The organism is Rickettsiella endosymbiont of Dermanyssus gallinae, assembly GCF_019285595.1.
GTDB lineage: Bacteria > Pseudomonadota > Gammaproteobacteria > Diplorickettsiales > Diplorickettsiaceae > Rickettsiella_B.
The window spans coordinates 528,267-552,145 of the sequence record NZ_CP079094.1; the positions used below are offsets into that span (position 1 = coordinate 528,267).

Below are 23,879 nucleotides of genomic sequence, written 5' to 3' on the forward strand. Positions count from 1 at the left end.
CGTGAGAACGAAGCAACCGCAGTGTATACAACATACATGAGGATTGCGAGTCGAACGGGAACGCCGCCGAAAATTCAAGTGCGAAGAGTATAGTTTTTATTTAGCTTCTGTGTCGCTAGGATTAACCGTGCTTAGTTTGCTAAGATCAGCATCTTTGTCGATTTTTTTAGCTTCTGAAGTGTTAGCCGCTAAAGTGTCCTTTTATCCATTTTTTTGAACAGCGTCCTTTTTAACAGGTGTTACCGGTGCTTTTTCAATGGTGGTAACTGAAGAAGGCTGGCTCGTAGCGTTAATAGCTTCGTCTGCAGCAAAGGCCGGGATGGCTAGTACGGCAGTGGTTAAGCCTAATACGAGAGCTTGTTTCAATTTCATGTCGAAGGACTCCAATTTATTATAAGAATTGTAAACATGACTTTTTTGTGTAAAAAGACATGAGGCGCTATCATACCCAGTAAAAAACGCAGTGTGAAGACCTTTTTAGAAAAAAAATATGCTAAAACAGCCGAAACAGCTTAGAAGTCCCTTTATGATCGCCCCGATGATAGGTTGGACAACGCGTCATTATCGCTATTTTATGCGGCTTATTTCGCAAGAAGTCACGCTGTATACTGAAATGATCACGACCGGTGCGCTGTTAAATAATTCAGATCACGACCGCTTTTTGGCTTTCCATGCGAGTGAACAACCCTTAGCCCTGCAGCTGGGTGGTAGTGTTCCTGCAGAATTATCGGAAGCTGCAAAGATAGCGCAACGCTATGGTTATACCGAGATTAACCTGAATGTAGGGTGTCCCAGCGATAGAGTGCAATCGGGTTGTTTTGGTGCGGTATTGATGAAAGATATTCATCATCTGGCCGCATGTATTGCGGCCATGAAAGCGGCTGTGTCGCTTCCTATCACGATAAAAACCCGTATCGGTGTAGATGATTATGAAAGTTATGCTTATTTAGCTGATTTGATTCAAAAAGTGAGTGTAGCCGGATGCAAGACCTTTATTATTCATGCGCGAAAAGCTTGGTTGAAAGGCTTAAGTCCTAAAGAAAATCGCGAAGTGCCACCTTTAAATTATGAATGGGTTTATCAAATTAAGCGGGATTTTCCGCAGTTAGCGATTGTTATCAACGGTGGTATTAAAGATTTAGCCGAAGCACGCGAGCATTTACGTTACGTGGATGGTGTGATGATAGGACGTGCGGCGTGGCATACCCCTTATCTATTTAGAGCACTGGCTTTTCCAGAGCTTGTTGATTGGAAGGGTAGCGTGGAGGATCGTATCGCTATCGTTCAAGACTATATAGCTTATGCGCAAGCCGCTTTTATGCGCGGTGAAAGTCTTTCGCATGTATTACAGCCGTTATTCGGTTTATTTCATGGCGTTGCGGGTGCTAGAGAATGGCGTTACCAGTTAACTCAGGCGATACAAATGAATGTAGCGCCTGAGGTTGTGTTGCGAAAAATGTTAATCGAGATAGCAAATAATAGACACGGTTAAGCTATAAAATTATTTATTTTTTTAAGTGATACAAAAGAAACGGGCACCCGTCAACGGTATCAGATTTACAATCGTAACGGTTATTTCTTTCATTGCCTCTTGCATCGATGTGTTTTTTCCAAGCTATTGAATTAGCTTCAAAAGCGGCAACTTTAGTTGCAGTACCCTGCAATAAAGCAGCCCTCACAGTTCCTTCTTCTGTTACATAGCTGCAGGCACTTAACTTACCATATCGTAATTTAGCAATTGGTTCGTCAGGGTGCATAAATATAGCACCTGCAAAAGCAATGGGTTTTTCTTTTAATGCGAAATCGCCATCTTGATCGGTAAAGACAATATTGCCAAACGCATTTATTTTTTGTTCAAACTCTTCTGGGATTGGGCAAGTACCTGCTTTTGCGGCTAAGCTAAGCGTTAGCAGCGGGGCTATTATAGCCATTGTAATTAAACTTTTTATTTTCATCTGAATTTACTCCATTAAAGTTATTTAATTCTAAGAAAGTAAATAATATCCTTATAAGTTTTTTTTGTGTATCAAATAGCCATACTAGATATTGAAAAACACTATAAATAACCGTACTAGATAAGGGGGTGTCAGTGATTTAGCTGGCGCTATGCACCTGTTGTAGGCTCAGTAAATCCTATTGATGCTCATTCTTTATTTTTTAATAGGATTTAAAGGTAAGGTGTAAATATCTTTTTGCGTTTGATTGTCCATCAATATGATTTTAGTCTGATTTTTACATGTTTCGTTTGACAGATAGTTGCATGTGGTTTCTAAGCCTTGCGCATGAATACCTATCCATTGTGAGAAGAGGAAAGGAAAGTTAAGTGCAGAACGATAGGCAGTTATTGTTTTTTTATGTGTGTCATCGGAGGAAATAATAAACATCGGAACACGATAATTTTGCTGGTATTTATCACTATGTTCTAAAAAACCTTTTCTTAACGCAAGTCCATGATCAGCAAAATACATCATCGACCAGCTATTTCCGCTCGATTTTGATAGTGAGACAATGTTTTTTAATAAGGTATCGGTATTGTGAATGCTTTGGATATAACAGGATAACTCTTTGGAATGGAAATAAACATTAAACTGGTTTTTTGTTCTTTGGCAAGCAGGAGGATGAGAGCCAATAAGGTGAATGACGATTAACTTTGGTTTGTGTATGGTTGCGCTATTGAGTGCAGATTGGATAAAAGGAAGTAATGCGTTATCACTCGCATTTTTAAAGCGCGCTAAATCCTTTGATTGTAAAAATAGTGATTCGTTAGCGTTTTTGCCAATGCCACTAATTGGTGTATCAAATTCGCCAAGATAACCTTGATTGGAAATCCACCAGGTATAAAAGCCACTTTTTTTGGCTAGGTTGATGATATTATTTTGCAGTTGTAATGCATTATTGTGATGTTCGGCTAAGGTATGTGTTAAAGAAATAACGGTAGCAGGCCCGGCAGATAAATAATTGTTGAAAAAAAGCCCGTTGGATCGGCTAGCAAAGGGTGTGTTGTTAATGGAAAATCCATAATTGTGCATTAAATCTTTCCGTACGCTTTCACCAATCACTAGAATATAAGTTTGGTATTTTGGATGCGCAGAGACATTTTTCCAGCTATCTTTTTTGCTTAGTATTTCTTTGAATTCTTTGTATTGCTCACTAACAAAGTAGCTATTTTTGTATGCGTCTAATAAAAATTTTACGGGTGTAATGCCTATCCCAGAGAAATCAAATTTACCTTCTAATAAGGCTCTTTTTAGTGGCATAAATAAGGTGCTTATCAACACGAAGGCTACGATACATTTATTACCTGTTATCGCTATATTTTTAGGTAGTCTAGCGATAGAAAACCATAAAATAAGAATTAAAACGCTACCTATATAATAAATGATAGGGATACTGCTCAATAAACCTGCTGCTTCACCCTTATTAGTATAAAATGCAGCTGTAATGACAGTATAATTCGGATCGCCAAAAATCTGCCCAATAGGAAAATAAAAGGCGGCAAGTAAGGCAAAAAAAAGCGTGATAATTAGATAGAGTTGTCGATTATATTTTAGAATTAACAGTAAAAGAAAAAATAGTGCAAATGAATGAACGATACCTAGCGGATACCCAAAAGAGGCATCCATGATGATAGAAAATAGAAGTAATATCGCATAGTGTCGCTTATTGGGTAGCTCAACAACGCTAGAATAGAGCGATCTTATTATTTCCACAGTATAGAAATCCAAGTAAAGATAGCCAGTAGTAGCGTCAGAAATACAGCTGCAGAGCCTATATCTTTGGCTTGGCCTGATAGCACATGCTGCTCAGTGCCAATGCGATCGACTATTTTTTCTATCGCGCTATTGATGACTTCGGCTATTAAAACAAGCCCTATGGAAGCAATCAGCGTCAGGCGTTCTACCTTACTCACATCGATATATAAGGTGACAATGATCACCACGGCTAAAAGCAGGCATTCCAAGCGAAATGCAGGCTCATGTCGCCAGATAGTGGTTAGTCCTTGTAGAGAGCATCGGGTGGCTTTAATCAGGCGGGAAAACATTTTTATTATAATTTTTGTTATGACCATAAATTATATCATTCGACGCATCATGTATCTAGATTGAGTTATTAAGGGCTGGTGACGGGCTCAATCCACTGATATAACGCAAACGATTCGGGCTGACATTTAAAACAGCGGGTCGCACAAGCGGGTGTTTTAAGGCATTTTTTTACGCAGCCTTTGCGTATTAATAAATCCAAAATAGCGACTATTTCTTCCTTATTGGTTTGAAAGGTTTGTAATAGCAATGAGAGATTAACTACTTTTTTTTCGGCAATAAATTTTTTTAAGTCGATTAAACTAGCCATGGCAGCCTCCTCCAGAACAATCGCTAGGTGTGCTTAGTGTCGTTAAGCCACTGGTTTTATAGCGTAAAGCCCAGATTGTTGCGATTAAAGTAAGACCAATGATTAAAAAACAGAGTAATGATTGCAAAGGATGTTGCATAAACGTGGCTGTTTGATAAAACACGGTTGCTACAGCGTAAGCAATACCGGTGCTCCATGCCATTGAAAAATAAGCCCAGCTCCGGCCTATTTCTCGCTGCATGACAGCCATGGTTGAAATGCAAGGGAAGTACAATAAGATAAATAATAAATAGGCAAACGCGCCAATTTTACAGTCAAAATAGTGGGACATCACACCGTAAACACCGGGTGTGGTATCGGGCGCGGCCATTTTTGCTGCCATGGGATTCCATAAGCTATCTTTGAGTTCAGCAAGATTTTTAGGCACGGAGAGTGCGGCTGTTTTTAATTCCGTTAAGATATTAGCAGCGTCGTCTTCTTCAGTGAGTTGTCCTACTTGTGAATATAACGTATTCAGTGTACCCACAACGACTTCTTTAGCCAGCAAGCCGCCGGCTAAACCAACCGTTGCCGGCCAATTATCTTGTTGAATACCAATGGGATAAAAGACGGGTGTTATGGTTTTTCCAATAGAAGACAATAATGAATTTTGGTTTGCTTCGCCTGAAATAAGTTTTCCATGAATGCTGACGGCATTTAAAAAACCGATGAGCATGCAAATAGGAATAATGAAGCGTCCCGCCTTAATTAAAAATAATTTCAGTCGTTGCCAGGTACTCATAAAGATAGTGCGCCAATGTGGCCAATGGTACGTAGGCAATTCTAAAATCATCGGCGTGTTTTCAGCTTTTAAAGTGGTAGAACCCAGTAAAAAGGCCGTTAAAATGGCGGTAATAATCCCAATAATGTAGAGGGCGAAAATAATGAGCGCACCGCCGTGTGGGAAAAATGCGCTGACAAATAAAACATAGACTGTCAGGCGTGCACCACAGGACATAAAAGGCGCCATCATCACCGTTAAAATACGATCGCGTGGTGAGGCTAAGGTACGTGTGGCCATCACAGTCGGTACATTACAGCCAAAACCGACAATAAGGGGAACAAAGGCTTTTCCTGGTAAGCCTACCGCAGCCATCAGTCTATCGATAACAAAAGCGGCTCGTGCCATATAGCCGGAGTCTTCCAATAACGATAGGAATAAAAACATGGCACCAATAACAGGAATAAAGCTGATAGTGGTATTAATACCTTTACCAAAACCATTCGCGATCAATGCAATCAGCCAGGCGGGTAGGTGTAGAGAATTTAACAGCGTGATAGTGCCATGAATAAAAATCGCGGTACTGCCTATATCGAAAAAATCTTGAAATGCGCCACCGACGTTAATGGCAAATAAAAACAGGGAGTACATCACCAATAGAAAAATAGGAATACCTAACCAGCGATTCAGGATGAAGCGATCGATGGAAGACGTAAACGTTTTGTTGTACGTTTGTTTTTTTATACTTTGTTTGAGTGCGGATTGTATCCAGCGATAACGTGCGTCGGCGATGAGTAGGTCTGGTTCTTCGCCTAGCTGGCTACGTAATTCGTCGCGTAGCGATTTTGCATCACTGCGTTCTTCTGCGCGGGCATAGCTTTTTGCCAGGTTGTCATCTTCTAATAGACGCAGTGCTAACCAACGGGTACAAAGACGGTTGTTCTGCGATTTGACGGCACCGTTTATTTTTTTACTCAGTGTTTCCCAGGCTGTTTGTAGTGCAGGTTCCAGTGGATAAGTAATAGCAGCGGCTGAAACTGAGACGTTTGTGAAGGCGTGACGTAATTCAGCTAAGCCTTTGCCACGAATGGCCGTTAAAGGAATAACAGGACAGCCTAATGATTGGCTGAGTTGTGCGACATCAATGTGTATGCCACGGCGTTTAGCAATATCCATCATATTGAGTGCAATAATGACAGGCAGTCGCATTTCTAAGAGTTGTGTACTGAGATAGAGCTGACGTTCTAAATTACTGGCATCAACGACATTGATGATCATATCGGGCGGATTGGAGAGTAGATAATTACAGGCAATGCATTCATCGACGCCACTATTGTCTGAAACGACACTGAGTGAATAGGTGCCCGGTAAATCAATAATTTCATAGCACTGATCACCCAGCGTGAGAGAGCCACTCTTTTTCTCAACGGTGACGCCTGACCAGTTACCTATTTTTTGCCGACTGCCGGTGAGTGCATTGAATATAACGGTTTTCCCGCAATTGGGGTTGCCGGCGATGGCAATGATTTTATTTTTTTTTGTCATGACTGAGTTATTTAATTGGGACATTCCACATAAATGTGGCAGGCCTCGCTTGCTCGCAAGCTGAATTGACTACCGAGTATTTGCAGCTGTAAGGGATCGCCAAACGGTGCGCGTCGTATCAGGGTGATAATGGTTTGTCGATTAATGCCAAGATTTTGCAAAAGTTTGCGGCAATGTGAGGCTATATCTGGGCTAAATCCCTGTACAATAGCCGATTGCCCTGATCGTAGTTGGGTGAGAGGAACCGCTGCCTTAAGCATAAAATCTCTAAATGAGAATGATTACTATTTATAATAGTGATTTTTCAGCCCAGACGCAAGCGATTCCTTTGCTTGGCATGTTGCTGATGATATCCTTAGTTTTATGCATTTAAATCAACTATTAGACGGTATTTGTAGCCCAGGGCCGAATCCGCAAATAACCGGACTTTGCCAAGATAGTCGCCAGCTTAAGCCCGGGGATTTGTTTTTTGCTTACCCGGGGGTTGAATCGGATGGTAGAAATTTCCTCAATGAAGCGATTGAAAAGGGGGCGGCGGCTATTTTGTTGGAGTCAGATGCACGATCTATGCTGTCTTCCTCGGTTCCGCTGATCCCTATTGCTAATTTAACACGTTATTTGGGTCTTATTGCGGCTCGATTTTTTGATTATCCGAGTCAACGCTTGCCCGTGGTGGGGATTACAGGCACCAATGGTAAAACATCCTGTACACACTTTTTAGCGCAGTGTTTGCAACAACTGGATAGACGCTGTGGTGTTATTGGCACATTAGGTAATGGTTTTTATGGCCATCTAGAATCCACTCAATTAACGACACCAGATGCGATTGAATTACAACGATTATTAGCGGAATTATTAAAAGGGAAAGCAGAAGCCGTATTGATGGAAGTATCTTCGCATCGCTTAGCACAACAACGTTTGAATGGCATGGAATTTTCTATTGCCGCTTTTACTAATCTCACGCGCGATCATTTGGATTATCACGGTAGTCTTTTAGCGTATGCACAAGCCAAACGATCGCTTTTTGATTTGCCTGGTGTAGAGCACGCGGTACTCAATGCGGATGATCCATATGGAAAAGCATGGCTTAGCGAGCTAGCGGGAAAGCTACCCATGATCGCTTACTCTATTACAAAACCTTCGGCGGCGTTGTCATCTATTCCGCAGGTATGGGTGAAACACTATGAGTTTAAGTTACAGGGTTTGAAGGCTGCTATCGCCACGCCGTGGGGCGATATCAGTATTGAAAATCCCTTTTTAATAGGAACTTTTAATCTCAGTAACTTATTATTGGTTTTAACGACATTGAAATTACTTGATTTTTCTTTATCAGAGATTGCAAAGGTTATTTCAGGCGTGAAAGGTGTAAAAGGGCGCATGCAGGCTTTTCATCGCATGCATCAGCCGTTGGTAGTGGTTGATTACGCACATACACCAGATGCGCTACAACAAACGCTCAAGGCGTTGCGAACACATTGTCGAGGATCTTTATATTGTGTGTTTGGTTGTGGGGGAGATAGAGATAAAGGAAAACGCCCCTTGATGGCAACAGTAGCGGAGCAACACGCCGATAGTATTGTCATTACCAATGATAATCCGCGTTTTGAAGATCCGAATCAGATTATTCAAGAGATACAACAAGGTCTAAGCGGCGCGAAGCCGGTTTATGTAGAGCCCGATAGACGGCTTGCAATTAGCTACGCTATTCAAAACGCTAAGGTGGAAGATGTTGTACTCATAGCGGGTAAAGGGCACGAGGACTATCAATTGGTAGGCGGAATAAAATACCCGTTTAGTGACGCGGCGGAAGTGGAATGTTTATTAAATCCTGATAAAGCTTAATCGTTTTATAATCTTGGAAGTGGCCTATCGTTTTCTTGTGGCCGTTTTTGTTCTATCGGTTGTGGGCGATTAAAAAAACTGGGGTTAGAAGTGAGCAGTGAGGTATTATTTTTTCCATTTTTCATCTCAACATTAGCCGTATGTGCTGATAGCATTTTTATAATGGCTGCGTTGCCGTTCTCACGCGCTTTATCTAAAGGGGTATCGCCAAAATCATTAGCTATATCAATGGGAGCGCCTCTTCTCATGATTAGCAATAATGCTACAATCGCTTCATGACCATTCTCACAGGCAATGTGTAAAGGGGTGTCACTATCTGCATTTTCTATATCAAGAGAGGCTTTTTTTCCTAGCAAGATTGCTGCAATCCCTTTATTACCCTTCTCGCAGGCAATGTGTAAAGGGGTATTGCCCTTTTCATTCTTATGGTTAATAGAAAGGACAGCGCCGTTTTTTAACAATAAATTTATGATAGTTTCGTTGCCATTCTTGCAAGCGTAGTGTAAAGGGGTATTGCCCTTTTCATCCTTGTTGTTAATAGAAGAGGTAGCTTCGTTTTTTAACAATAAATTTACGATAATTCCGTTACCATTCTTGCAAGCGTAGTGTAGAGGGGTAGTACCCTCGTCATTTTCGGAGTTAATAGAAGAGCCGACCCCTTTTTTTAACAATAAATTTACGATAGTTCCGTTGCCATTCTCGCAAGCGTAGTGTAAAGGGGTATTGCCTTCTCCATTGGCGATATCAATAACGGTTCCTTTTTCTAATAATAATTTCACAAAGGCTTCGTTACCATTTTTACAAGCATAGTGTAAAGGGGTATTGCCTTGTTTATCCATCATTGATAAAAAAAAGCTATTTTTTTCAATGAGTAGTAAACAATTTTTTGGCGTTAATGTTAGCTCGGAGTTTAAATAGGCTTTAAAAACGTTTAAAATAGCCTTCAGTTCATCTGAACGATTATTTAGCATCGCGATTTGATTGATTGTGTTCAGCACGGGTCGGTTCCGAGTTAATAACACCCAATTGAGTAAGGCCTCTAGAAAATTAGATTTAACGAGCGGAGATGTCGCGTGCATTATTTCTGTTAGACGACGATCAACTTCTGCGCGTGATCTATCATCTTCGGTATAGGTATAAAATGGTTTGTTGCGATCATATAATGCAATTTGTACTGAAGAATCGCCATAACCCTTACCATCTATAAATTGTTCTATTTCTGAAAGGCTGGCAGCTTGTCTCCTCAAAGTAATGCCGGTGCCTGAACGTATTCCCAGTGCAACTTTGTGCGTATAACCGGTTTGTACTAACTGTTTGGCAAGTTGTTGGTATAAAGTTTTGACCATGGAGGGATTAACTTTGTTAGACGTTTGAGAATATTCTAACGAGTCAAACACCAATGCACCGGACTGGCTACGCCAAACCCAGCATTGCGCTAGCACGGGATCGGTTATTTGCGGATTTTTAGCGTCTCCCTGATAAAGCACGTAAAATCCACTATTAGGACTCGTCAAACCGTGGATAACACAGCGTTCTCCTGTTTCGCCAGAAAGTGATTGACAGCAGTCGGTTAATTTACCTAGATAGGTTGCTATGGCGGCCTGTTGTATATCTTGGACACAGAGTTTTTTTAAATAAACGCCAGGATAATTATCTACAGTGCCATCTAAGGTGATTTCTGGAATGTTTTTCCCGCCATGCTCGCGGTCTAGTGTTGCAAACTTTTCATAATCCTTTGTGGTTAATCCATTGTTTAACATCATTTCACGAACAATTCCCAGTTCTTGAGTATCCATCCAAACCTCATGACAAGCGACTAATAGGGGTAAATCGACTTCAGATAATTTTATTCCTGCGCTCAGTTTAAATAATTCTTTTCTTAATGTTGATAATCTTATAATTGAGCTGCGATATTCTTTTTCTTCTTCATTGTTTAAGGTAGCATGTCGTCTTTTGAAAGCTTTAAATTTTATATTTACCTGCTGAACTTCCTTCTTTTTATTTATAAATGCGGCTCTATCAAATTTTTGACCGGGTTGCAGTTTATTGTTTAGTAGTAATTTTTCCAGCTCGGGCTCGGGAATGTCAACTAATAGCTTAAGGAATGAAGTATCGTCAAGATTTTTTTTAATGATTTTTTTCCAAGCTTTAAAATCACATTGTGATACATCAGGCAAGTTAAACTTGCAGGCATCATGCACCGATAATTTATTTTTTATACTTTTTGTAAGATACGTCAATGCCTCAGAAGTACTATCAAATAATGCCGATAATTTTAAGGCATGCTCTTCAGCAACACCTTGTTTTTCAGTTGAATAGGCTAACTCGCAATAAGGGAGTATTTGTTTATAACGTTCAGTATCGAAGTGCTCGCCGTATTTTTTGCCGTCATTTGGAGTGTTATATTCAATACTTATATCTATCTGTTCCCCTGGTGGTAGATTGAGGGGCTTTTTTATAGTCTGAAAAATTTCATTTAAACATTTTAGTGCGTTTACATCTGCTTTATAGGATTCTAATAGCTGGGTTAGTAGGGCCTCTGCTTGATCAGGCTTGTTTTTAGCGTATAAAATTTCTATTGTTTTCAGCGATTCTAGCGTTTCTTGAAATGTTATGGCCATGCTATTTTTATTTTTTTAGATAAAATACGGATGATCTAATGTAGCAGGCTGAAATTAATGAATTATGAGGGATTTATTAATTGTTTATTAAACCCTGATAAAGCTGCAATGTCGTCTGAATAAAAATATCTTTATCAAAGCTTTTTAGCGCTTTTTCTCGGGCATGCTGCGCTATGGGTGTTAAATCGTTTTGTTTTAAAAGCATGATTAAACATTGGGTTAAGGCCGGGATGTTATTAACCGGTACAACCCAGCCATCAACCTGATCGGTGATATTTTCTGGCAGGCCACCATAATTAGAGACAATCACCGGAAGACCCATTGCCATCATTTCTCTACACGCAAAAGAAATGGTTTCTTCTGCATTGGATAACACAAAACCCACATCACCTAGCGTCATCCATTCTCGGGTATCGGAAAGTAGACCCGTAAAAATAACTTGTTTATTTAAGTTAAATTGATCGACGGCTTGTATTTGTTCTTGTGGTGAAGGGAGCTTGCCTGCAATGATAACCTTAATCCTATTTTTTAACTCAACAGGTAGTGCAGCAATGGCGGCAATTAATGAAGGCCAATTTTTACAGTCGGCTGTTCCTGCACTGGAAACCAAAATAAAATCATCCATACTTAAGCCATGGCGTTGGCGTAATTGCTTTTTTTGTTCGGCAGAGATGGGTTTGTAAAAGTTTGTGTCTATTCCGTTAGGAATGGTTTGAATAAGTGTCGGTGGTATACCGGCCTGAAGCAGATGTTGCTCAGTGGATTGACTAACGGCAATCACGGCATCCGTGAAATAACGCATTCTCAGCCAAGCACCCCACTTAATGCGTAAAGCATTGTGCTTCGTTAATACTAATTTAGGTCGGTGTTTTAAGAAGGGATAAATAAGCAGCACAGCGCGATGATCAGCCGAACCATTAACATGAATAATATCAAAGGCTTGTTTTTCAACCCATTGCTTAAAGGCATACAACTGTTTAAATAATGACCTCCATTCTCGGAAAAGGGCTTTATAGTTGATACCGCAGCAGGGAACCGTTTCTTGTAGTGTTAAATAGAGTCGGGAAGATGGTGGACATGCCAAAGCAACAGTATGATGGGGCTGTAAGGTTTTAATTAAACTGAGAAGATAGGTATCCTGGCCACCACCATTGGCTTCATGAAAATTACAAAATAAAAGACGCATATTAGTATTTTAGTTCAATTTCCGGTCTATATACCGGATAATAGTATATATTTAAAACATTAGTCTATTTTTGGTACAAAATTTTGTGAAATTATCAACGCTAGCATCGATTCTTCAAGGGCAATTAATAGGCGCGGATGGGGATTTTAGCGCCGTGAGCCTTGATTCGCGGGCAATTAAAGCGGGTGCACTTTTTGTAGCGGTCACCGGGGAGAAGTTTGATGGCCATACGTTTATTGAGCAGGCTAAAAACCACGGTGCGGTCGCCGCGCTGGTAGACAGGGCTGTTTCTTCTGAGCTTCCGCAGATTTTAGTCGCCGATACACGCAAAGCCTTAGGCCAATTAGCCGCGGCACATCGCGAGCAGTTTTCTATTCCAATCATTGCCTTAACAGGCAGTTGTGGAAAAACCACGACCAAAGAAATGTTACGCGCTATTTTAAGTGAAAGTGGTCCTGTGTTAGCGAGCACAAAAAGTTTCAATAATGACATTGGTGTGCCTTTAACCTTGCTGGATTTAAATGCACAACATCGATTTGCCGTGATTGAAATGGGCGCTAATCATCCGGGAGAAATTGCGTATTTAAGTCAGCTAACCAAGCCTGATATTGCATTGATAATCAATATTGCACCCGCGCATTTAGAAGGATTTGGATCCATTGAAAAAGTAGCGCAGGCGAAATCTGAAATTTTTTTAGGTTTATCCGCACAAGGCATCGCCATTATTAATGCCGATGATCATTTTGAAAAATCTTGGAAAGCGCGCTTAGCCAAGCATCCAGTCGTTCGCTTTGGTTTAAAGCAGAAAGCTGATTTTTCAGCGAAAGAGATTCGTTTAGACGCAGAAGGTAGAGTGCAGTTTATTCTGGTGAGTCCCAAAGGGGAAATCCCGATTCATCTGGTATTACCAGGACAACATCATTTATTTAATGCCTTAGCGGCTTCAGCCATCGCAAGCCAAGTAGGGATATCCTTAGCGCATATTAAAAGCGGTTTAGAAAAAATGCAGGATGTACCGGGTCGATTGGCGATCATAAAAAATAAAATGGGCGCTTCTATTATTGATGATACTTATAATGCTAACCCACGTTCTGTCACCGTTGCGCTACAACTTTTAGCGCACTATCCAGGGCGTCGTATTTTTGTGATGGGTGATATGGGGGAGCTGGGTGATAATACCGAATATTACCATCGTCAAATAGGTGAGTTAGCAAAAGAATGGGGGATTGAAACTGTGTATACTTGCGGTGAATTAACCGCTTCAACGGCTCAAGCATTTGGCTCTTCAGGGAAGCATTATGCGAATCAGGAAGATTTAATCCAAGCGTTGAGACCTTTATTAGAGAAAGATGTGACTGTATTAATTAAAGGCTCGCGCAGTGCACAGATGGAAAAAGTAGTAGCGGCATTAATTCATTGATTGAGTAGAGACAAACTAGAGCTTATTGTAGAGAATAGAACCTATGTTGTTGTGGTTAACTGACTTTTTGTCGAATTACTATCGTGCTTTTCATGTTTTTCAATATTTAACCTTGCGCGCTATTTTAGCAAGTTTAACGGCTTTTTTGATTTCACTTTTATTAGGCCCAAAGCTGATACGTTCTTTAAGCTATCATCAGATAGGCCAGCACGTACGCCATGATGGTCCAAAAATCCATTTAACCAAAGCCGGTACGCCGACCATGGGCGGCGCATTAATTTTAATTGCCATTGTATTGACCACCTTGTTGTGGGCTAATCTGAGCAATCACAGTATTTGGGTGGTTTTAATTGCTATTGTAGGGTTTGGTTTAATTGGCTTTGCGGATGATTATCTCAAGTTGGTTTTAAAGAATAGCAAAGGTTTAGTACCGCGTTGGAAGTATTTTTGGCAATCGGTGGTGGGTTTAGGTATTGCGATTGCACTGTATCGAAGTGCGCAATTGCCGATTGAAACACAACTAGTGATTCCTTTTTTTAAAAACTTGCTGATTCCCTTAGGTATTTTTTATATTCCCTGGGTTTATTTAGTGATTGTAGGCAGCAGTAATGCAGTTAATTTAACGGACGGTCTGGATGGGCTGGCGATTTTACCGACCGTATTAGTCGGTGGTGCCTTAGGTATTTTTGCTTATTTGACCGGGAATATTGCTTACGCAAAATATTTAGCGATTCCTTTTGTGCCGGGTGCGGGTGAAATAGTTGTCATCTGTGGTGCTATTGTGGGCGCGGGCTTAGGATTTTTATGGTTTAATACCTATCCGGCCCAAATATTTATGGGTGATGTCGGTGCTTTAGGCCTGGGTGCTGCTTTAGGTTGTATTGCGGTCGTAGTCAGACAGGAATTAGTGTTGCTGATTATGGGTGGTGTTTTTGTTTTGGAAACGATTTCAGTGATTCTGCAAGTGGTTTCATTTAAACTAACCGGGAAACGTATTTTTCGCATGGCGCCTATTCACCATCATTTTGAATTAAAAGGTTGGCCAGAGCCACGTGTGATCGTACGATTTTGGATTATCACGGTAGTATTAGTTTTATTGGGTCTAGCGACGTTAAAATTACGCTAGATTTTTTTCTTATCTTTAATTTAGTCAATTTATCCGTGCAAAAAAATGAAAAAAAAATAGTTGAACTCAGCTTAGCATTAGCAGGTATTTTTCAATCCGCGGCGCTTGTTAAGAATTTGGCAAGAACAGGGCAAGTTGAAAATAGTGTATTTGATGCCAGCATTCAAACCATTTACCGAATTGATGCCCCTAGTGTTGAGCAGGTTTATGGCCGAGTGTCTACACTGCAGGTGGGTTTTCAAGAACTGGTGAAAGTATTAGGTCATGCCAAAATGATGGGTGATAGAGATGTGACCCGTTATTTAGTAGGGCTAATGCATTTAGAGCGTAAGCTGAATCGCAGTTCAGAAATAAAACAAACCTTAAGCCGACGGATTAAGCATGCGGCTTATCGATCCAATTATTTTTCTTCCTCGCCTCAAATAATGATTAATAGTTTGGCAGATATTTATGTGTCCACCGTGGGGCGCCTTTCTTATCGTTTACATGTAGTAGGCCACGGTAAATATTTAAGTCAAACCGAAGTGATTTGTAAAATACGTGCGGCGTTATTAGCCGGTGTTCGATCGGCGGTGCTGTGGCGACAATTGGGTGGTTCGCGCTGGCAGCTTTTTTTGATGCGTAATAAGTTGATTGGTATCGGTAAGCGATTGTTAGCGTTGTCTTAAAAAGATTAATTTAGTCGATGGATAATTTTTTGTAATAAAATTACGTAACACAAAAATATTTAATTATGTGATAATTTTAAAGTTTTAGAGAGATAATTAAAAATGGCAGAAATTGGGTTATCAGAAGAATTTTCTCATGCAACTCTATTTCTTTTGGAAAAAAAGAAAAGTTATTGCAAGGAACAGTTCCCCATACTGTTTTTTGGAAAGATAGAAATTCTATTTTTTTAGGGTGTAATGAGTTATTTGCAAAACTTGCTGGATTAAAATCTCCTAAAGATATTGTTGGAAAATCTGATTATGATCTTCCTTGGAGTAAAGAGCAAAGCGATCATTATATTGCTATAGATAAAGAGGTTATTTTAAGTGGCCAACCCAAGCTTAACGTTGAAGAATTCCAAACACTTGTAAATGGCATTGATACTGTATTACTTACTAGTAAGGTTCCCTTACGCGATGTCTACGGTAACATTCCTGGGGTTTTGGGGATTTATACGGATATTACTGAAAGAAAAAAAGCTGAAGAAGCATTAAGACTAGCAAAAGAAAACGCGGAAATAGCAAATCAAGCCAAGACTGAATTTCTAGAAAACATGCGTCATGATATACGGACGCCATTAAGTGGCATCGTTGGTTGTGCTCATCTGATTAAAATGCAATCAGGTCTTCCAACAAAAGTGACTGCATTTGCCAATGATCTGGTGCAATCGAGTGAGGTTTTATTAGAGTTTCTGAATAAAGTCTTGGAAAGTATCTCCGTGTCTAGGGGTGAAACTCCAGTCTTAAAAAATAGATTTAATCTGAGAGAAGTTTTAGAGCAAATTATACGTCTGAATAAATCCCAAGCCGTAGTAAAAGGTTTGGAGTTAAGTTTAGATTATGATGAAACAATTCCGGTTTATTTGATAGGCGACTCCTTTCGTGTACAACGGGTTATATTAGAGCTGTTGACTAATGCCTTAAAATATACTGATAAAGGTTCGATTAAAGTTAGTGCTTGTTTAGTAAAAAATAAAAAACGTGAAGTGATTATTGAATTACGCGTCAGTGATACCGGTATGGGCATCGCTAGAGATAAGCATAATGAGGTTTATACCCGTTTTACCCGCTTGACACCTTCATGTCGAGGTACTTTTTCGGGGGCAGGGTTAGGGTTATCACTGGTTAAACAATTTATCGATGAATTAAGTGGCGAAATCCATATTGAGAGTGATATGGGAAAGGGCGCAACGTTTATTTGTGTGGTTCCTCTTCAAAAATCGTTGTTAATAGATGAGTCTGATGTAGAAGAATCAAGCGTAAATACGTTTCGCATGAATTAATATGGTTTTGATTAATTAAAATAAATTCTATTTAAAGCTAAAATAAAAATATGAGTAAAAATTCTAGATTAGTATTAGAACCTTCTTTAAAAAAAGAAACAGAAAGGGAAAGAATTAAAAGGAAAGAAAAATATACGAGAAATACCAAAATTTTATATGCACCCATCAGCATTGGTCAATCCTATCACGATAAAAAAATGTTTTTAGAATTTCTTAATTTGATAGAAAAAAACTTTCAAAAATTACTACTTGTTCGTTTTATAGTGGTGGACTCACCTCAGCGTTTTAGGTTAGCTATTGATAAAAAAGTAAGTTTTGAGTCCATGCTTGGAGAAGCTAAGAAACTTGGGGATGAATGGGAAAAAGATTGTAAATTTCTTGCTGAAGACAAATTAACTTGTAAAATTGAATTTATAAAATGGGATAGCTGGGTAAATCATCCATATTATGATATCGCTATGGGATATATTAAAAATTTGTATAATAATAATGATGAGTTCAAAGAGAGTATAGAGAAGGACATAATAGAATTTGAAAGAAGACATTTTAATCGAAAAAAAGAATTATTTATAGAAAAAGATAGGGAAGGCTGTAGAACGTGTTTGCTAGATGAATGTGCAGGCTTTATTGTTTGGGATAGAGACATAGTCTCTATTGGAAATACTTCTCTTGTTTATCCAAACCGATTAACAAACTCTATATCCTTTATTAAGAATGAGTTTACTATGTTTAAAGCTTTTTCTTGTGTACTTAAACCATTCGATGGGCTGCCTGATTACAGCAGTCTTAACAAAGACGGGTTAAATGACAATGTAAAGTTCAGGGCTCTCTAACAGATCACTATAAAGTTCCGATCATTATTTAATTTTAAAGTTAATATGACAAAAAAATCAGAAACTACAGAAAATATAGATAAAGTTTTAAATAAAGCACTAGATTTATTTAATAGTCATATTTATTGGAAGGATATTCATGGTAAATATGTTTGGTGTAATAAAAAATATTTAAGTGTATTAGGTTTAAAAGATCAAGCTAAGATTAAGGGGAAAACTGATTATGACTTATATGATTCTAAATTAGCGAAAACGGTAGGAGAGTTAGATAAAAAAGTATTTAATACCGCAGAAGAGTACCAAGCAGAAGAAATTGGCTTTGATGAAAATGGAGAACAAGCATATTACCTATCAATAAAAACCCCACTTAAAGGTGAAACAGGGATTGTTGAAGGTCTACTAGGGTTATCAATTAACATTACAAAACAAAAAAAGCTCGAAAAGAGCTTGAAAAAGGCCAAAGAAAAAGCAGAAGCGGCGAATCAGGCCAAGACCGAATTTTTAGAAAACATGCGTCATGACATGCGAACGCCCTTATCGGGGATTGTGGGTTGTGCGCATCTGATTAAAATGCAATCGGATCTTCCAACAAAAGTGACTGCATTTGCGGATGGCCTGGTGCAATCGAGTGAGGCCTTGTTAGAGTTTTTGAATAAAATCTTGGAAAGTATCACTGTGGGTAGTGGTGAAATTCCAGTCTTAAAAAATAGATTTAATTTAAAAGAAGCGTTATAGCAAATTGTACGACTGAATAAACCACAAGCGGTCATAAAAGGCTTGGAGTTAAGTTTAGACTATGACGAGACAATCCCTTTTTGTTTGATAGGTGATGGTATCCGAGTGCAACGGATTATATTAGAGCTGTTGACGAATGCCCTAAAATATACCGATGAAAGTTCAATTAAAGTCAGCGCTCGTGTAATACAAGATAAAAAACGTGAAGCCATTATTGAGTTACGTGTCAGTGATACAGGGATGGGTATTCCTCAAGATAAGCATAAAGAAGTTTATAACCGCTTTACCCGCTTAATACCGTCATTCAAAGGTACTTATCCAGGCACAGGATTGGGGTTGTCGGTAGTTAAACAGTTTATAGAAGACCTAAATGGTGAAATACATATTGAGAGTGATGTAGGAAAGGGAGCAAGTTTTATTTGTGTGATACCTTTTCAAAAATCATTATTAGATAAAATTGATACAGAAGTATCAAACGAGTTAAAAGAAACGAGTATTTTACCGGAAAGAAGAGCGGCTAATGAACCGTTAGCCGTTGAAGCTGCCCATGGAAGTCGTGTTTTAGTGGTGGAAGATAATTTTATCGCAGTACGAGTAGCACAAAACGTGCTATCAGAACTTGGCTGCCGTACCGATGTTGCACCTGATGGAAAGACAGCGATAAAGAAAATAGAAAAAAATCATTATGATCTCATCTTAATGGATATGGGTTTACCGGATAGTGACGGCTGTGAAGTGACGCGACGAATTCGACTAAAGCAATGGCAACGAAATCCATCGGTACCAATTATTGGATTAACAGCACATGTTGAGAATGATAAGAAACAACGTTGTCTGGCCAATGGAATGGATGCGGTATTTAATAAACCGTTGACCCCTGAAAAAGCCGCTGAGATATTAGTAGCTTTTATTTCACATAAAGACCAGTCTCAAAGAGCAGTTCCTAAAGCAACGGACTCTCTACAATCTACTTCTCTTTTAAATATAGAACGCGCCGTTGAGCTTATAGGAAAAAAAGAAGTGGTAAAAGAATGTTTAGATTTACTGGTCAGTGGGCTTAACGAAGAAGTAGAGATCATCAAACAACAGCATAAAAAGAGTGATTGGCTAGCAATTAGAAACATGGCACATAAATGGAAGGGTGGAGCAAGTTATTGCAGTGCTAGTCGTTTAGAACAAGCGTGTGAGCAGCTAGCGGCTGCGATACAAACAAAGTCGCCTGAAGAAATGGAAGTACTTTATCAGCAGTTAATTCAAGTTGCCGAGGCAACCAAAGAAGCGGCTATGAAAGCGATTGTGGCTGAATAATTGCTATCTTGAAAAAATGACTAGCTGTTTAAAAGGCAAAGCATTGCGTAAGCGGATGCTCAGCCGAATAGCCCCCAGTAGCTCGGGTTGGCGGGCGGCGAAACAGGTCGCTTGCATGGAAAGTTTTTTTGTACTTGCCATGACGGTTCGCAGGTTGTTTTATTTGGGTATGAGTGAAAGAAGAATTATTTCTAGCGTTGCTGTGTAGCGTTTTTTGTCTTGCTACAGCAGGCGCATCTGCCATTTTAGTTGGGGTTTTAACTTTCGCTGCACGAGAGCGGCGATGATCATGTTGAAATAAGGTTGATTTTTTATTCATGGCCGATTTCATCGGCGCTGTAGCTAACGTTTTTTCTTTTTCCAGTGGTTGTAGTAGGTTGTCTAAACTCTCTTGAAAGTTTTGTTTTAAATCAGGTGTTAAAGTTTCATGATAGTTGTATAAACAGTCGATCCAGAATTTTTTTAAATCTATTGCACGGGTTGACTCCGGTTCATCTTGTTTAGGGCTCTTTTTATTATCGGGGCTTATTTTGTTAATCACTGCTTCATAAAGGTCTAGTATTTTTTTTAATGCCAATAGCGCAGCGGCTTCAATAAAATGCAAACTAGGTATAAGTAATATACCAGCAATCGCCAATTTTTGAGTAATACTGGTCAGTGCGATAGGTAAAAAAGCAAGCGCAGCAGGCGAAAAAAATATTAGGCCAATAATTGAAAGTGTAACTAGGCTTGTAGGCATAAAAATAGCCATACTCTTTTTAGAGTAAAACTTTTTTGCTGCCGAGGAAAAGTCCTCTAAAAAAGATTTGAATTTATGCGTATCCTCTGTTTCTGGGCTATCAAGGCGAACTTGATGTTTAAAACAAAGCCAAAATTCACGAAATATTTTTTCGTCAAGTTTTCTTGCTTTATCTAGCTCTCTATGTTGAGTTGAAAATTCTGGTTGGTGGGTATTGGTTAGGAGAATGCTGATTAGCTTAAGGAAATCAGCATTCTTTATAAGGCGAAAAAACTTTCTTCTGGTTCGTCTTAGCTTTCTTTGCCTATCCAGGGCATATAACATGGGTCTTATAGGTATTGAAAGCGCTGATCCAATATAAGGGATGAAAAAAATTATGTTAGCCGCTTCTAAGCCAATGGCAGTTGTGTCATTAGATGAAAGTGAAAAATTTCTTCCTTTATCATAAACTATTGTTTTATAAACGTTTATTTTTGTAGTTATTTGATCTAAAAAATTTGGATTATAGCCATTATGATTAGCGGTTAACGCTTTAATATGCTCATCTATTGTGGGGTCGTTGAGGAGGTAGCCTAAAAGTTTAGACAATTTAGATTTTAGCTCATCATCTTCATTTAATGCTGCTAGAGATGAATTTTTTTGTTGAATTCCCATGCGGATATACTAAATACGTAATTTATGATTTTAGCGATTCTACAGGCTTATTATTAAATAAAAATTAAAGAGCACTTGCCCTTAATAGAAAGAAGCGAGACGAAAGAGGTAATCTATGATTGATCCCTGTAAAAAATTCCCTATGGTTAATGTCGATCGGCTGTGCTTTTTAAAAAATATTGTGAAGAACCCAAATATTATCGTAGGAGACTATACCTACTATGATGATCCTGAAAATGTCGAGAACTTTAACAAAAACGTATTATATCACTTTGACTTTATTGGCGATAAGCTGATTATTGGTAAATTCTGTCAAATAGCGACGAATGTACGCTTCATTATGAATGGCGCTAATCATGCAAGCAATGGCTTTTCGACTTTTCCATTTCGTGCGTTTGGTAATGAATGGCAAGCTGTGCCACTTACACCAACTTATAAAGGTGATACGGTCATTGGAAGTGATGTTTGGATTGGCTATGACGTTACGATTATGCCAGGGGTGAAAATAGGCGATGGCGCTATTATCGCTTCAGGAGCGGTGGTAACTAAAGAGGTAGCGCCTTATTCAATTATTGGTGGTAATCCGGCTAGGTTGATTCGCAAATGATTTGATGACGAAACGATCCATAAATTAATCCGTCTCGCTTGGTGGGACTGGCCATTTGAAAAAATTACTGAGATGGCAACAGCCATTGCTGAAGGCGATAAAAAATTGTTTGAGCAATAGCTTGCTGATATCGATGCTCTTAAGGGGGAAGGGTTATCGCTGATTGCGACACCTGTTTTTCAATGTCTTCTTAAATCTCTATAAGTCTTTGATTTTACTGGTGGCCGAAGGTGGAATCGAACCACCGACACAAAGATTTTCAGTTAGGCACTTAGATCGTAACTTATTGAAAAAACAACATTATTATAAACAGGACGACCCTTACAAATGTATAATAATGGCCATGGATGTCATGTTCAGTCGCGCAAATGTCGCGCACGGATTTTTAAGGTAAATTAGAAAGAAAGATGACTAATGTATAGTCGATGTAAATTGTTCTACATCACAACCGGTAATGCGTTTAATTTTTTCAGGGGATAGACCTTCTTCTAATAGGTCTTTGGCAATACGGAAACACACTTTATCAGCAAAAGCTAAAGCAGCACGATCCATTAGTTCTAAAAGTACTTCTTGCCCTTCTTTAGGGTAACCAATTTCATCAAATACTTCTTTTAGTCTTGCATCAAATTCCGGGTTAAGAGGGTAGCGCATATAACCTCCTTGTTATTTTATAAATAGAACTTTTACGCTAGTTCCATCACTTCTTTTTCAGATAATCCGGTTAATCTTTGAACAGCTTGAGGAGAAGTTCCATCATTTAGAAGATTTTTAGCTATGGCGATGGCTTTTCGGTGTTCGCCTTCTTCTAGGCCTTTTTGTAGGCCTTCTTGTAAACCTTGTTGTTTTAACTGTTGTGCCAGGGTCATAATATCCTCTCTATAGTTAGGGAGAGCTTCTGCTAAGGTCGAATAAAACTGCTTAAAATCCTTAGATTCACCCTCTTGACTGATATAATACAATAAACTTTGGAACTGTTCATGTGTTAGAAGGTTCTTTGCTATTTGTAGGGAAATATCCTTTATAAATTCTAGTGCATCCCTTTGATGGATGTTTTTTTGAACAAGCTCTAAAATGGCGATGCCCTTATGCTGGCGCAATTCATTGTCTGGTATGACAGTAATATCAATCAAGGGATAGGGTTTTAAGAATATTTCTTGAGCTAACTCCCTGTTTTCAAAACAATCTACGATGTTTGTACTAAATGGATATGGGCTCTTCCTCCCCCTATAGAAAAGCAAAGGGACGACTATAGGTAAGGTTTTGTTACCTTGGTCTAAATGCTGTTTCATGATGGCTATTTGGTAACGCAACAGCTTAAAAGGAGTAAGCTTATTAGGCGTAGTTTCATGCTCGATAAGGGTATAAATATAGCCTTCTGTTCCTGCTATCTTGATTGAGTAAAGAATGTCTGAGAAATGATGTTTTAAATCTTTTTCAACAAATGAACCAGGTTTAAAGGTCAAAGCGGAAAAATCACATTGTTCCTTTATATTTATTGGTAAATAGGTTTCTAAGAAATCTTTTGCTTTATTAATGTCAGCTAGAAAATTACGAAATAAGCGGTCATGTGGATCATGGATTTTGATGGTCAATTTTTATTATTCCTTATTAAGAATTAGGCAAAGTAAATCTTATCTAATTTGTAAAATTATTTAAGTTTAAATTTCCCATCTGCATATCCTCGCATTAGCTCGTAAAAAGCCTGTTTCATTTCTTTGTCATCAGCTGTAGCCTTCAATTTAAAGGCCTTTCTTAAAGATAAAGGAACATCAAAAGTTATTCTAACTATTTTATCGTTATCAAACGAATCTTTGCTCGAGGCCTTCTTGGTCATAAAATGTAAACTACTTAGATATATGGAATAAGTATTATAACTTATGACAATAAAAAAGTCTTGACTAAACACCTTATAAAACTTAAAATACTTATACAACTTAAATAAGTTGTTATGAATAGAAAGCTAGTAGCCCAGGCGCTGATATCCATAAGGGCTAGAATAACTAAGTAAGGAGAATATTATGAACTATTTTTTCGATACTACGATTTTGACTACAGTAGTTGTAGGAGGAATCATACAGAGTTTCTTATTAATCAATTTAATCAATATTATGAAGAAATAATAGAATTTATTTAGAGCGTGGCGCGTAAGGTCTAGAACACCCT

At 38.8% G+C, this 23,879-nt stretch carries 22 protein-coding genes and 1 pseudogene; 10 read left to right on the forward strand and 13 right to left on the reverse strand.

All coding sequences use genetic code 11. The features are described from left to right. Positions 1-201: 201 nt before the first annotated feature. Positions 202-372 (reverse strand): hypothetical protein, encoded by a 171-nt coding sequence (locus tag KX723_RS02640; RefSeq protein WP_218814543.1) that lies wholly within the window; start codon positions 370-372, stop codon positions 202-204. Positions 373-490: 118 nt separating this feature from the next. Here KX723_RS02640 and dusA point away from each other — a divergent pair, with 118 nt between their 5' ends. Further along, complete coding sequence (gene dusA, locus KX723_RS02645; RefSeq protein WP_218814544.1) at positions 491-1,492, forward strand: tRNA dihydrouridine(20/20a) synthase DusA; 1,002 nt, start codon at positions 491-493, stop codon at positions 1,490-1,492. Between the two features lie 13 nt (positions 1,493-1,505). Here the strand turns inward: dusA and KX723_RS02650 are convergent, their stop codons facing one another. The 6 genes from KX723_RS02650 to KX723_RS02675 form a co-directional block, all read right to left on the reverse strand. After that, positions 1,506-1,955: a hypothetical protein gene (locus KX723_RS02650; RefSeq protein ID WP_218814545.1), complete on the reverse strand. Its 450-nt coding sequence runs from the start codon at positions 1,953-1,955 to the stop codon at positions 1,506-1,508. 195 nt (positions 1,956-2,150) lie between these two features. Next, complete coding sequence (locus KX723_RS02655) at positions 2,151-3,710, reverse strand: phosphoethanolamine transferase (RefSeq protein WP_218814546.1); 1,560 nt, start codon at positions 3,708-3,710, stop codon at positions 2,151-2,153. After that, entirely contained in the window at positions 3,701-3,961 is a 261-nt protein-coding gene (locus KX723_RS02660) for a diacylglycerol kinase (protein ID WP_246562504.1), read from the reverse strand. Before KX723_RS02660 ends, KX723_RS02655 begins: the two co-directional genes overlap by 10 nt. A 149-nt stretch (positions 3,962-4,110) precedes the next feature. Then, positions 4,111-4,350 (reverse strand): FeoC-like transcriptional regulator, encoded by a 240-nt coding sequence (locus KX723_RS02665; protein ID WP_218814547.1) that lies wholly within the window; start codon positions 4,348-4,350, stop codon positions 4,111-4,113. Beyond that, positions 4,343-6,655, reverse strand: coding sequence for a Fe(2+) transporter permease subunit FeoB (gene feoB, locus KX723_RS02670; protein WP_218814548.1), 2,313 nt, complete (start codon positions 6,653-6,655; stop codon positions 4,343-4,345). The genes KX723_RS02665 and feoB overlap by 8 nt, the downstream gene beginning before the upstream one ends. Positions 6,656-6,666: 11 nt before the next feature. After that, positions 6,667-6,915 (reverse strand): FeoA family protein, encoded by a 249-nt coding sequence (locus tag KX723_RS02675; protein WP_218814549.1) that lies wholly within the window; start codon positions 6,913-6,915, stop codon positions 6,667-6,669. A gap of 103 nt (positions 6,916-7,018) precedes the next feature. Between KX723_RS02675 and KX723_RS02680 the strand changes: the two genes are divergently transcribed. Next, positions 7,019-8,497 (forward strand): UDP-N-acetylmuramoyl-L-alanyl-D-glutamate--2,6-diaminopimelate ligase, encoded by a 1,479-nt coding sequence (locus KX723_RS02680; protein ID WP_218814550.1) that lies wholly within the window; start codon positions 7,019-7,021, stop codon positions 8,495-8,497. Between the two features lie 5 nt (positions 8,498-8,502). Here the strand turns inward: KX723_RS02680 and KX723_RS02685 are convergent, their stop codons facing one another. Together KX723_RS02685 and KX723_RS02690 are read right to left on the reverse strand one after the other, a co-directional pair. Then, entirely contained in the window at positions 8,503-11,118 is a 2,616-nt protein-coding gene (locus KX723_RS02685) for an ankyrin repeat domain-containing protein (RefSeq protein ID WP_218814551.1), read from the reverse strand. Positions 11,119-11,194: 76 nt separating this feature from the next. Next, positions 11,195-12,304 carry a glycosyltransferase family 4 protein gene (locus tag KX723_RS02690; protein ID WP_218814552.1) on the reverse strand — a complete coding sequence of 370 codons (1,110 nt, stop codon included), beginning with the start codon at positions 12,302-12,304 and terminating at the stop codon, positions 11,195-11,197. An 85-nt stretch (positions 12,305-12,389) separates the two neighbouring features. Here KX723_RS02690 and KX723_RS02695 point away from each other — a divergent pair, with 85 nt between their 5' ends. The 7 genes from KX723_RS02695 (at position 12,390) to KX723_RS02725 (ending at position 19,716) form a co-directional block, all read left to right on the forward strand. Continuing rightward, positions 12,390-13,724 carry a UDP-N-acetylmuramoyl-tripeptide--D-alanyl-D-alanine ligase gene (locus KX723_RS02695; RefSeq protein ID WP_218814553.1) on the forward strand — a complete coding sequence of 445 codons (1,335 nt, stop codon included), beginning with the start codon at positions 12,390-12,392 and terminating at the stop codon, positions 13,722-13,724. A 43-nt stretch (positions 13,725-13,767) separates the two neighbouring features. Next, positions 13,768-14,850 (forward strand): phospho-N-acetylmuramoyl-pentapeptide-transferase, encoded by a 1,083-nt coding sequence (gene mraY / locus KX723_RS02700; RefSeq protein WP_218814554.1) that lies wholly within the window; start codon positions 13,768-13,770, stop codon positions 14,848-14,850. Positions 14,851-14,885: 35 nt separating this feature from the next. Further along, entirely contained in the window at positions 14,886-15,518 is a 633-nt protein-coding gene (gene hflD / locus KX723_RS02705) for a high frequency lysogenization protein HflD (RefSeq protein WP_218814555.1), read from the forward strand. A gap of 173 nt (positions 15,519-15,691) precedes the next feature. Continuing rightward, positions 15,692-16,840 carry a PAS domain-containing sensor histidine kinase gene (locus tag KX723_RS02710; protein ID WP_218814556.1) on the forward strand — a complete coding sequence of 383 codons (1,149 nt, stop codon included), beginning with the start codon at positions 15,692-15,694 and terminating at the stop codon, positions 16,838-16,840. Positions 16,841-16,890: 50 nt separating this feature from the next. Then, positions 16,891-17,673: a hypothetical protein gene (locus KX723_RS02715; protein WP_218814557.1), complete on the forward strand. Its 783-nt coding sequence runs from the start codon at positions 16,891-16,893 to the stop codon at positions 17,671-17,673. Between the two features lie 45 nt (positions 17,674-17,718). Then, the gene (locus tag KX723_RS02720; protein WP_218814558.1) at positions 17,719-18,408 is read left to right on the forward strand and encodes a PAS domain-containing protein; all 690 of its coding nucleotides are present in this window, start codon (positions 17,719-17,721) and stop codon (positions 18,406-18,408) included. Between the two features lie 42 nt (positions 18,409-18,450). Then, positions 18,451-19,716, forward strand: coding sequence for an ATP-binding protein (locus KX723_RS02725; protein WP_218814559.1), 1,266 nt, complete (start codon positions 18,451-18,453; stop codon positions 19,714-19,716). Between the two features lie 28 nt (positions 19,717-19,744). On the opposite strand, the gene KX723_RS02730 is transcribed toward KX723_RS02725, so the two are convergent. Then, positions 19,745-21,109, reverse strand: coding sequence for a hypothetical protein (locus tag KX723_RS02730; RefSeq protein ID WP_218814560.1), 1,365 nt, complete (start codon positions 21,107-21,109; stop codon positions 19,745-19,747). Between the two features lie 115 nt (positions 21,110-21,224). Between KX723_RS02730 and KX723_RS02735 the strand changes: the two are divergent. Then, positions 21,225-21,836: pseudogene (locus KX723_RS02735) on the forward strand (CatB-related O-acetyltransferase). 291 nt (positions 21,837-22,127) lie between these two features. Here KX723_RS02735 and KX723_RS02740 read toward each other — a convergent pair. From KX723_RS02740 to KX723_RS02750, 3 genes are read right to left on the reverse strand one after another with little or no spacing between them, the layout of a single operon-like run. After that, positions 22,128-22,367 carry a hypothetical protein gene (locus tag KX723_RS02740; RefSeq protein WP_218814561.1) on the reverse strand — a complete coding sequence of 80 codons (240 nt, stop codon included), beginning with the start codon at positions 22,365-22,367 and terminating at the stop codon, positions 22,128-22,130. A gap of 32 nt (positions 22,368-22,399) precedes the next feature. Then, positions 22,400-23,308, reverse strand: coding sequence for an Rpn family recombination-promoting nuclease/putative transposase (locus KX723_RS02745; RefSeq protein WP_218814562.1), 909 nt, complete (start codon positions 23,306-23,308; stop codon positions 22,400-22,402). Between the two features lie 56 nt (positions 23,309-23,364). Next, positions 23,365-23,550 carry a hypothetical protein gene (locus tag KX723_RS02750; protein ID WP_218814563.1) on the reverse strand — a complete coding sequence of 62 codons (186 nt, stop codon included), beginning with the start codon at positions 23,548-23,550 and terminating at the stop codon, positions 23,365-23,367. Positions 23,551-23,879 lie beyond the last annotated feature (329 nt).

What these genes read in the sequence shown, in the direction of transcription:
- feoB (WP_218814548.1), bottom strand. Translation starts at nt 6,655, where the DNA reads ATGACAAAAAAAAATAAAATCATTGCCATCGCCGGCAACCCCAATTGC.
- KX723_RS02665 (WP_218814547.1), bottom strand. Translation starts at nt 4,350, where the DNA reads ATGGCTAGTTTAATCGACTTAAAAAAATTTATTGCCGAAAAAAAAGTA.
- KX723_RS02740 (WP_218814561.1), bottom strand. Translation starts at nt 22,367, where the DNA reads ATGCGCTACCCTCTTAACCCGGAATTTGATGCAAGACTAAAAGAAGTA.
- KX723_RS02730 (WP_218814560.1), bottom strand. Translation starts at nt 21,109, where the DNA reads ATGGGAATTCAACAAAAAAATTCATCTCTAGCAGCATTAAATGAAGAT.
- KX723_RS02720 (WP_218814558.1), top strand. Translation starts at nt 17,719, where the DNA reads ATGACAAAAAAATCAGAAACTACAGAAAATATAGATAAAGTTTTAAAT.
- KX723_RS02750 (WP_218814563.1), bottom strand. Translation starts at nt 23,550, where the DNA reads ATGACCAAGAAGGCCTCGAGCAAAGATTCGTTTGATAACGATAAAATA.
- KX723_RS02715 (WP_218814557.1), top strand. Translation starts at nt 16,891, where the DNA reads ATGAGTAAAAATTCTAGATTAGTATTAGAACCTTCTTTAAAAAAAGAA.
- KX723_RS02680 (WP_218814550.1), top strand. Translation starts at nt 7,019, where the DNA reads ATGCATTTAAATCAACTATTAGACGGTATTTGTAGCCCAGGGCCGAAT.
- KX723_RS02675 (WP_218814549.1), bottom strand. Translation starts at nt 6,915, where the DNA reads ATGCTTAAGGCAGCGGTTCCTCTCACCCAACTACGATCAGGGCAATCG.
- KX723_RS02690 (WP_218814552.1), bottom strand. Translation starts at nt 12,304, where the DNA reads ATGCGTCTTTTATTTTGTAATTTTCATGAAGCCAATGGTGGTGGCCAG.
- KX723_RS02640 (WP_218814543.1), bottom strand. Translation starts at nt 372, where the DNA reads ATGAAATTGAAACAAGCTCTCGTATTAGGCTTAACCACTGCCGTACTA.
- KX723_RS02650 (WP_218814545.1), bottom strand. Translation starts at nt 1,955, where the DNA reads ATGAAAATAAAAAGTTTAATTACAATGGCTATAATAGCCCCGCTGCTA.
- mraY (WP_218814554.1), top strand. Translation starts at nt 13,768, where the DNA reads ATGTTGTTGTGGTTAACTGACTTTTTGTCGAATTACTATCGTGCTTTT.
- dusA (WP_218814544.1), top strand. Translation starts at nt 491, where the DNA reads ATGCTAAAACAGCCGAAACAGCTTAGAAGTCCCTTTATGATCGCCCCG.
- KX723_RS02685 (WP_218814551.1), bottom strand. Translation starts at nt 11,118, where the DNA reads ATGGCCATAACATTTCAAGAAACGCTAGAATCGCTGAAAACAATAGAA.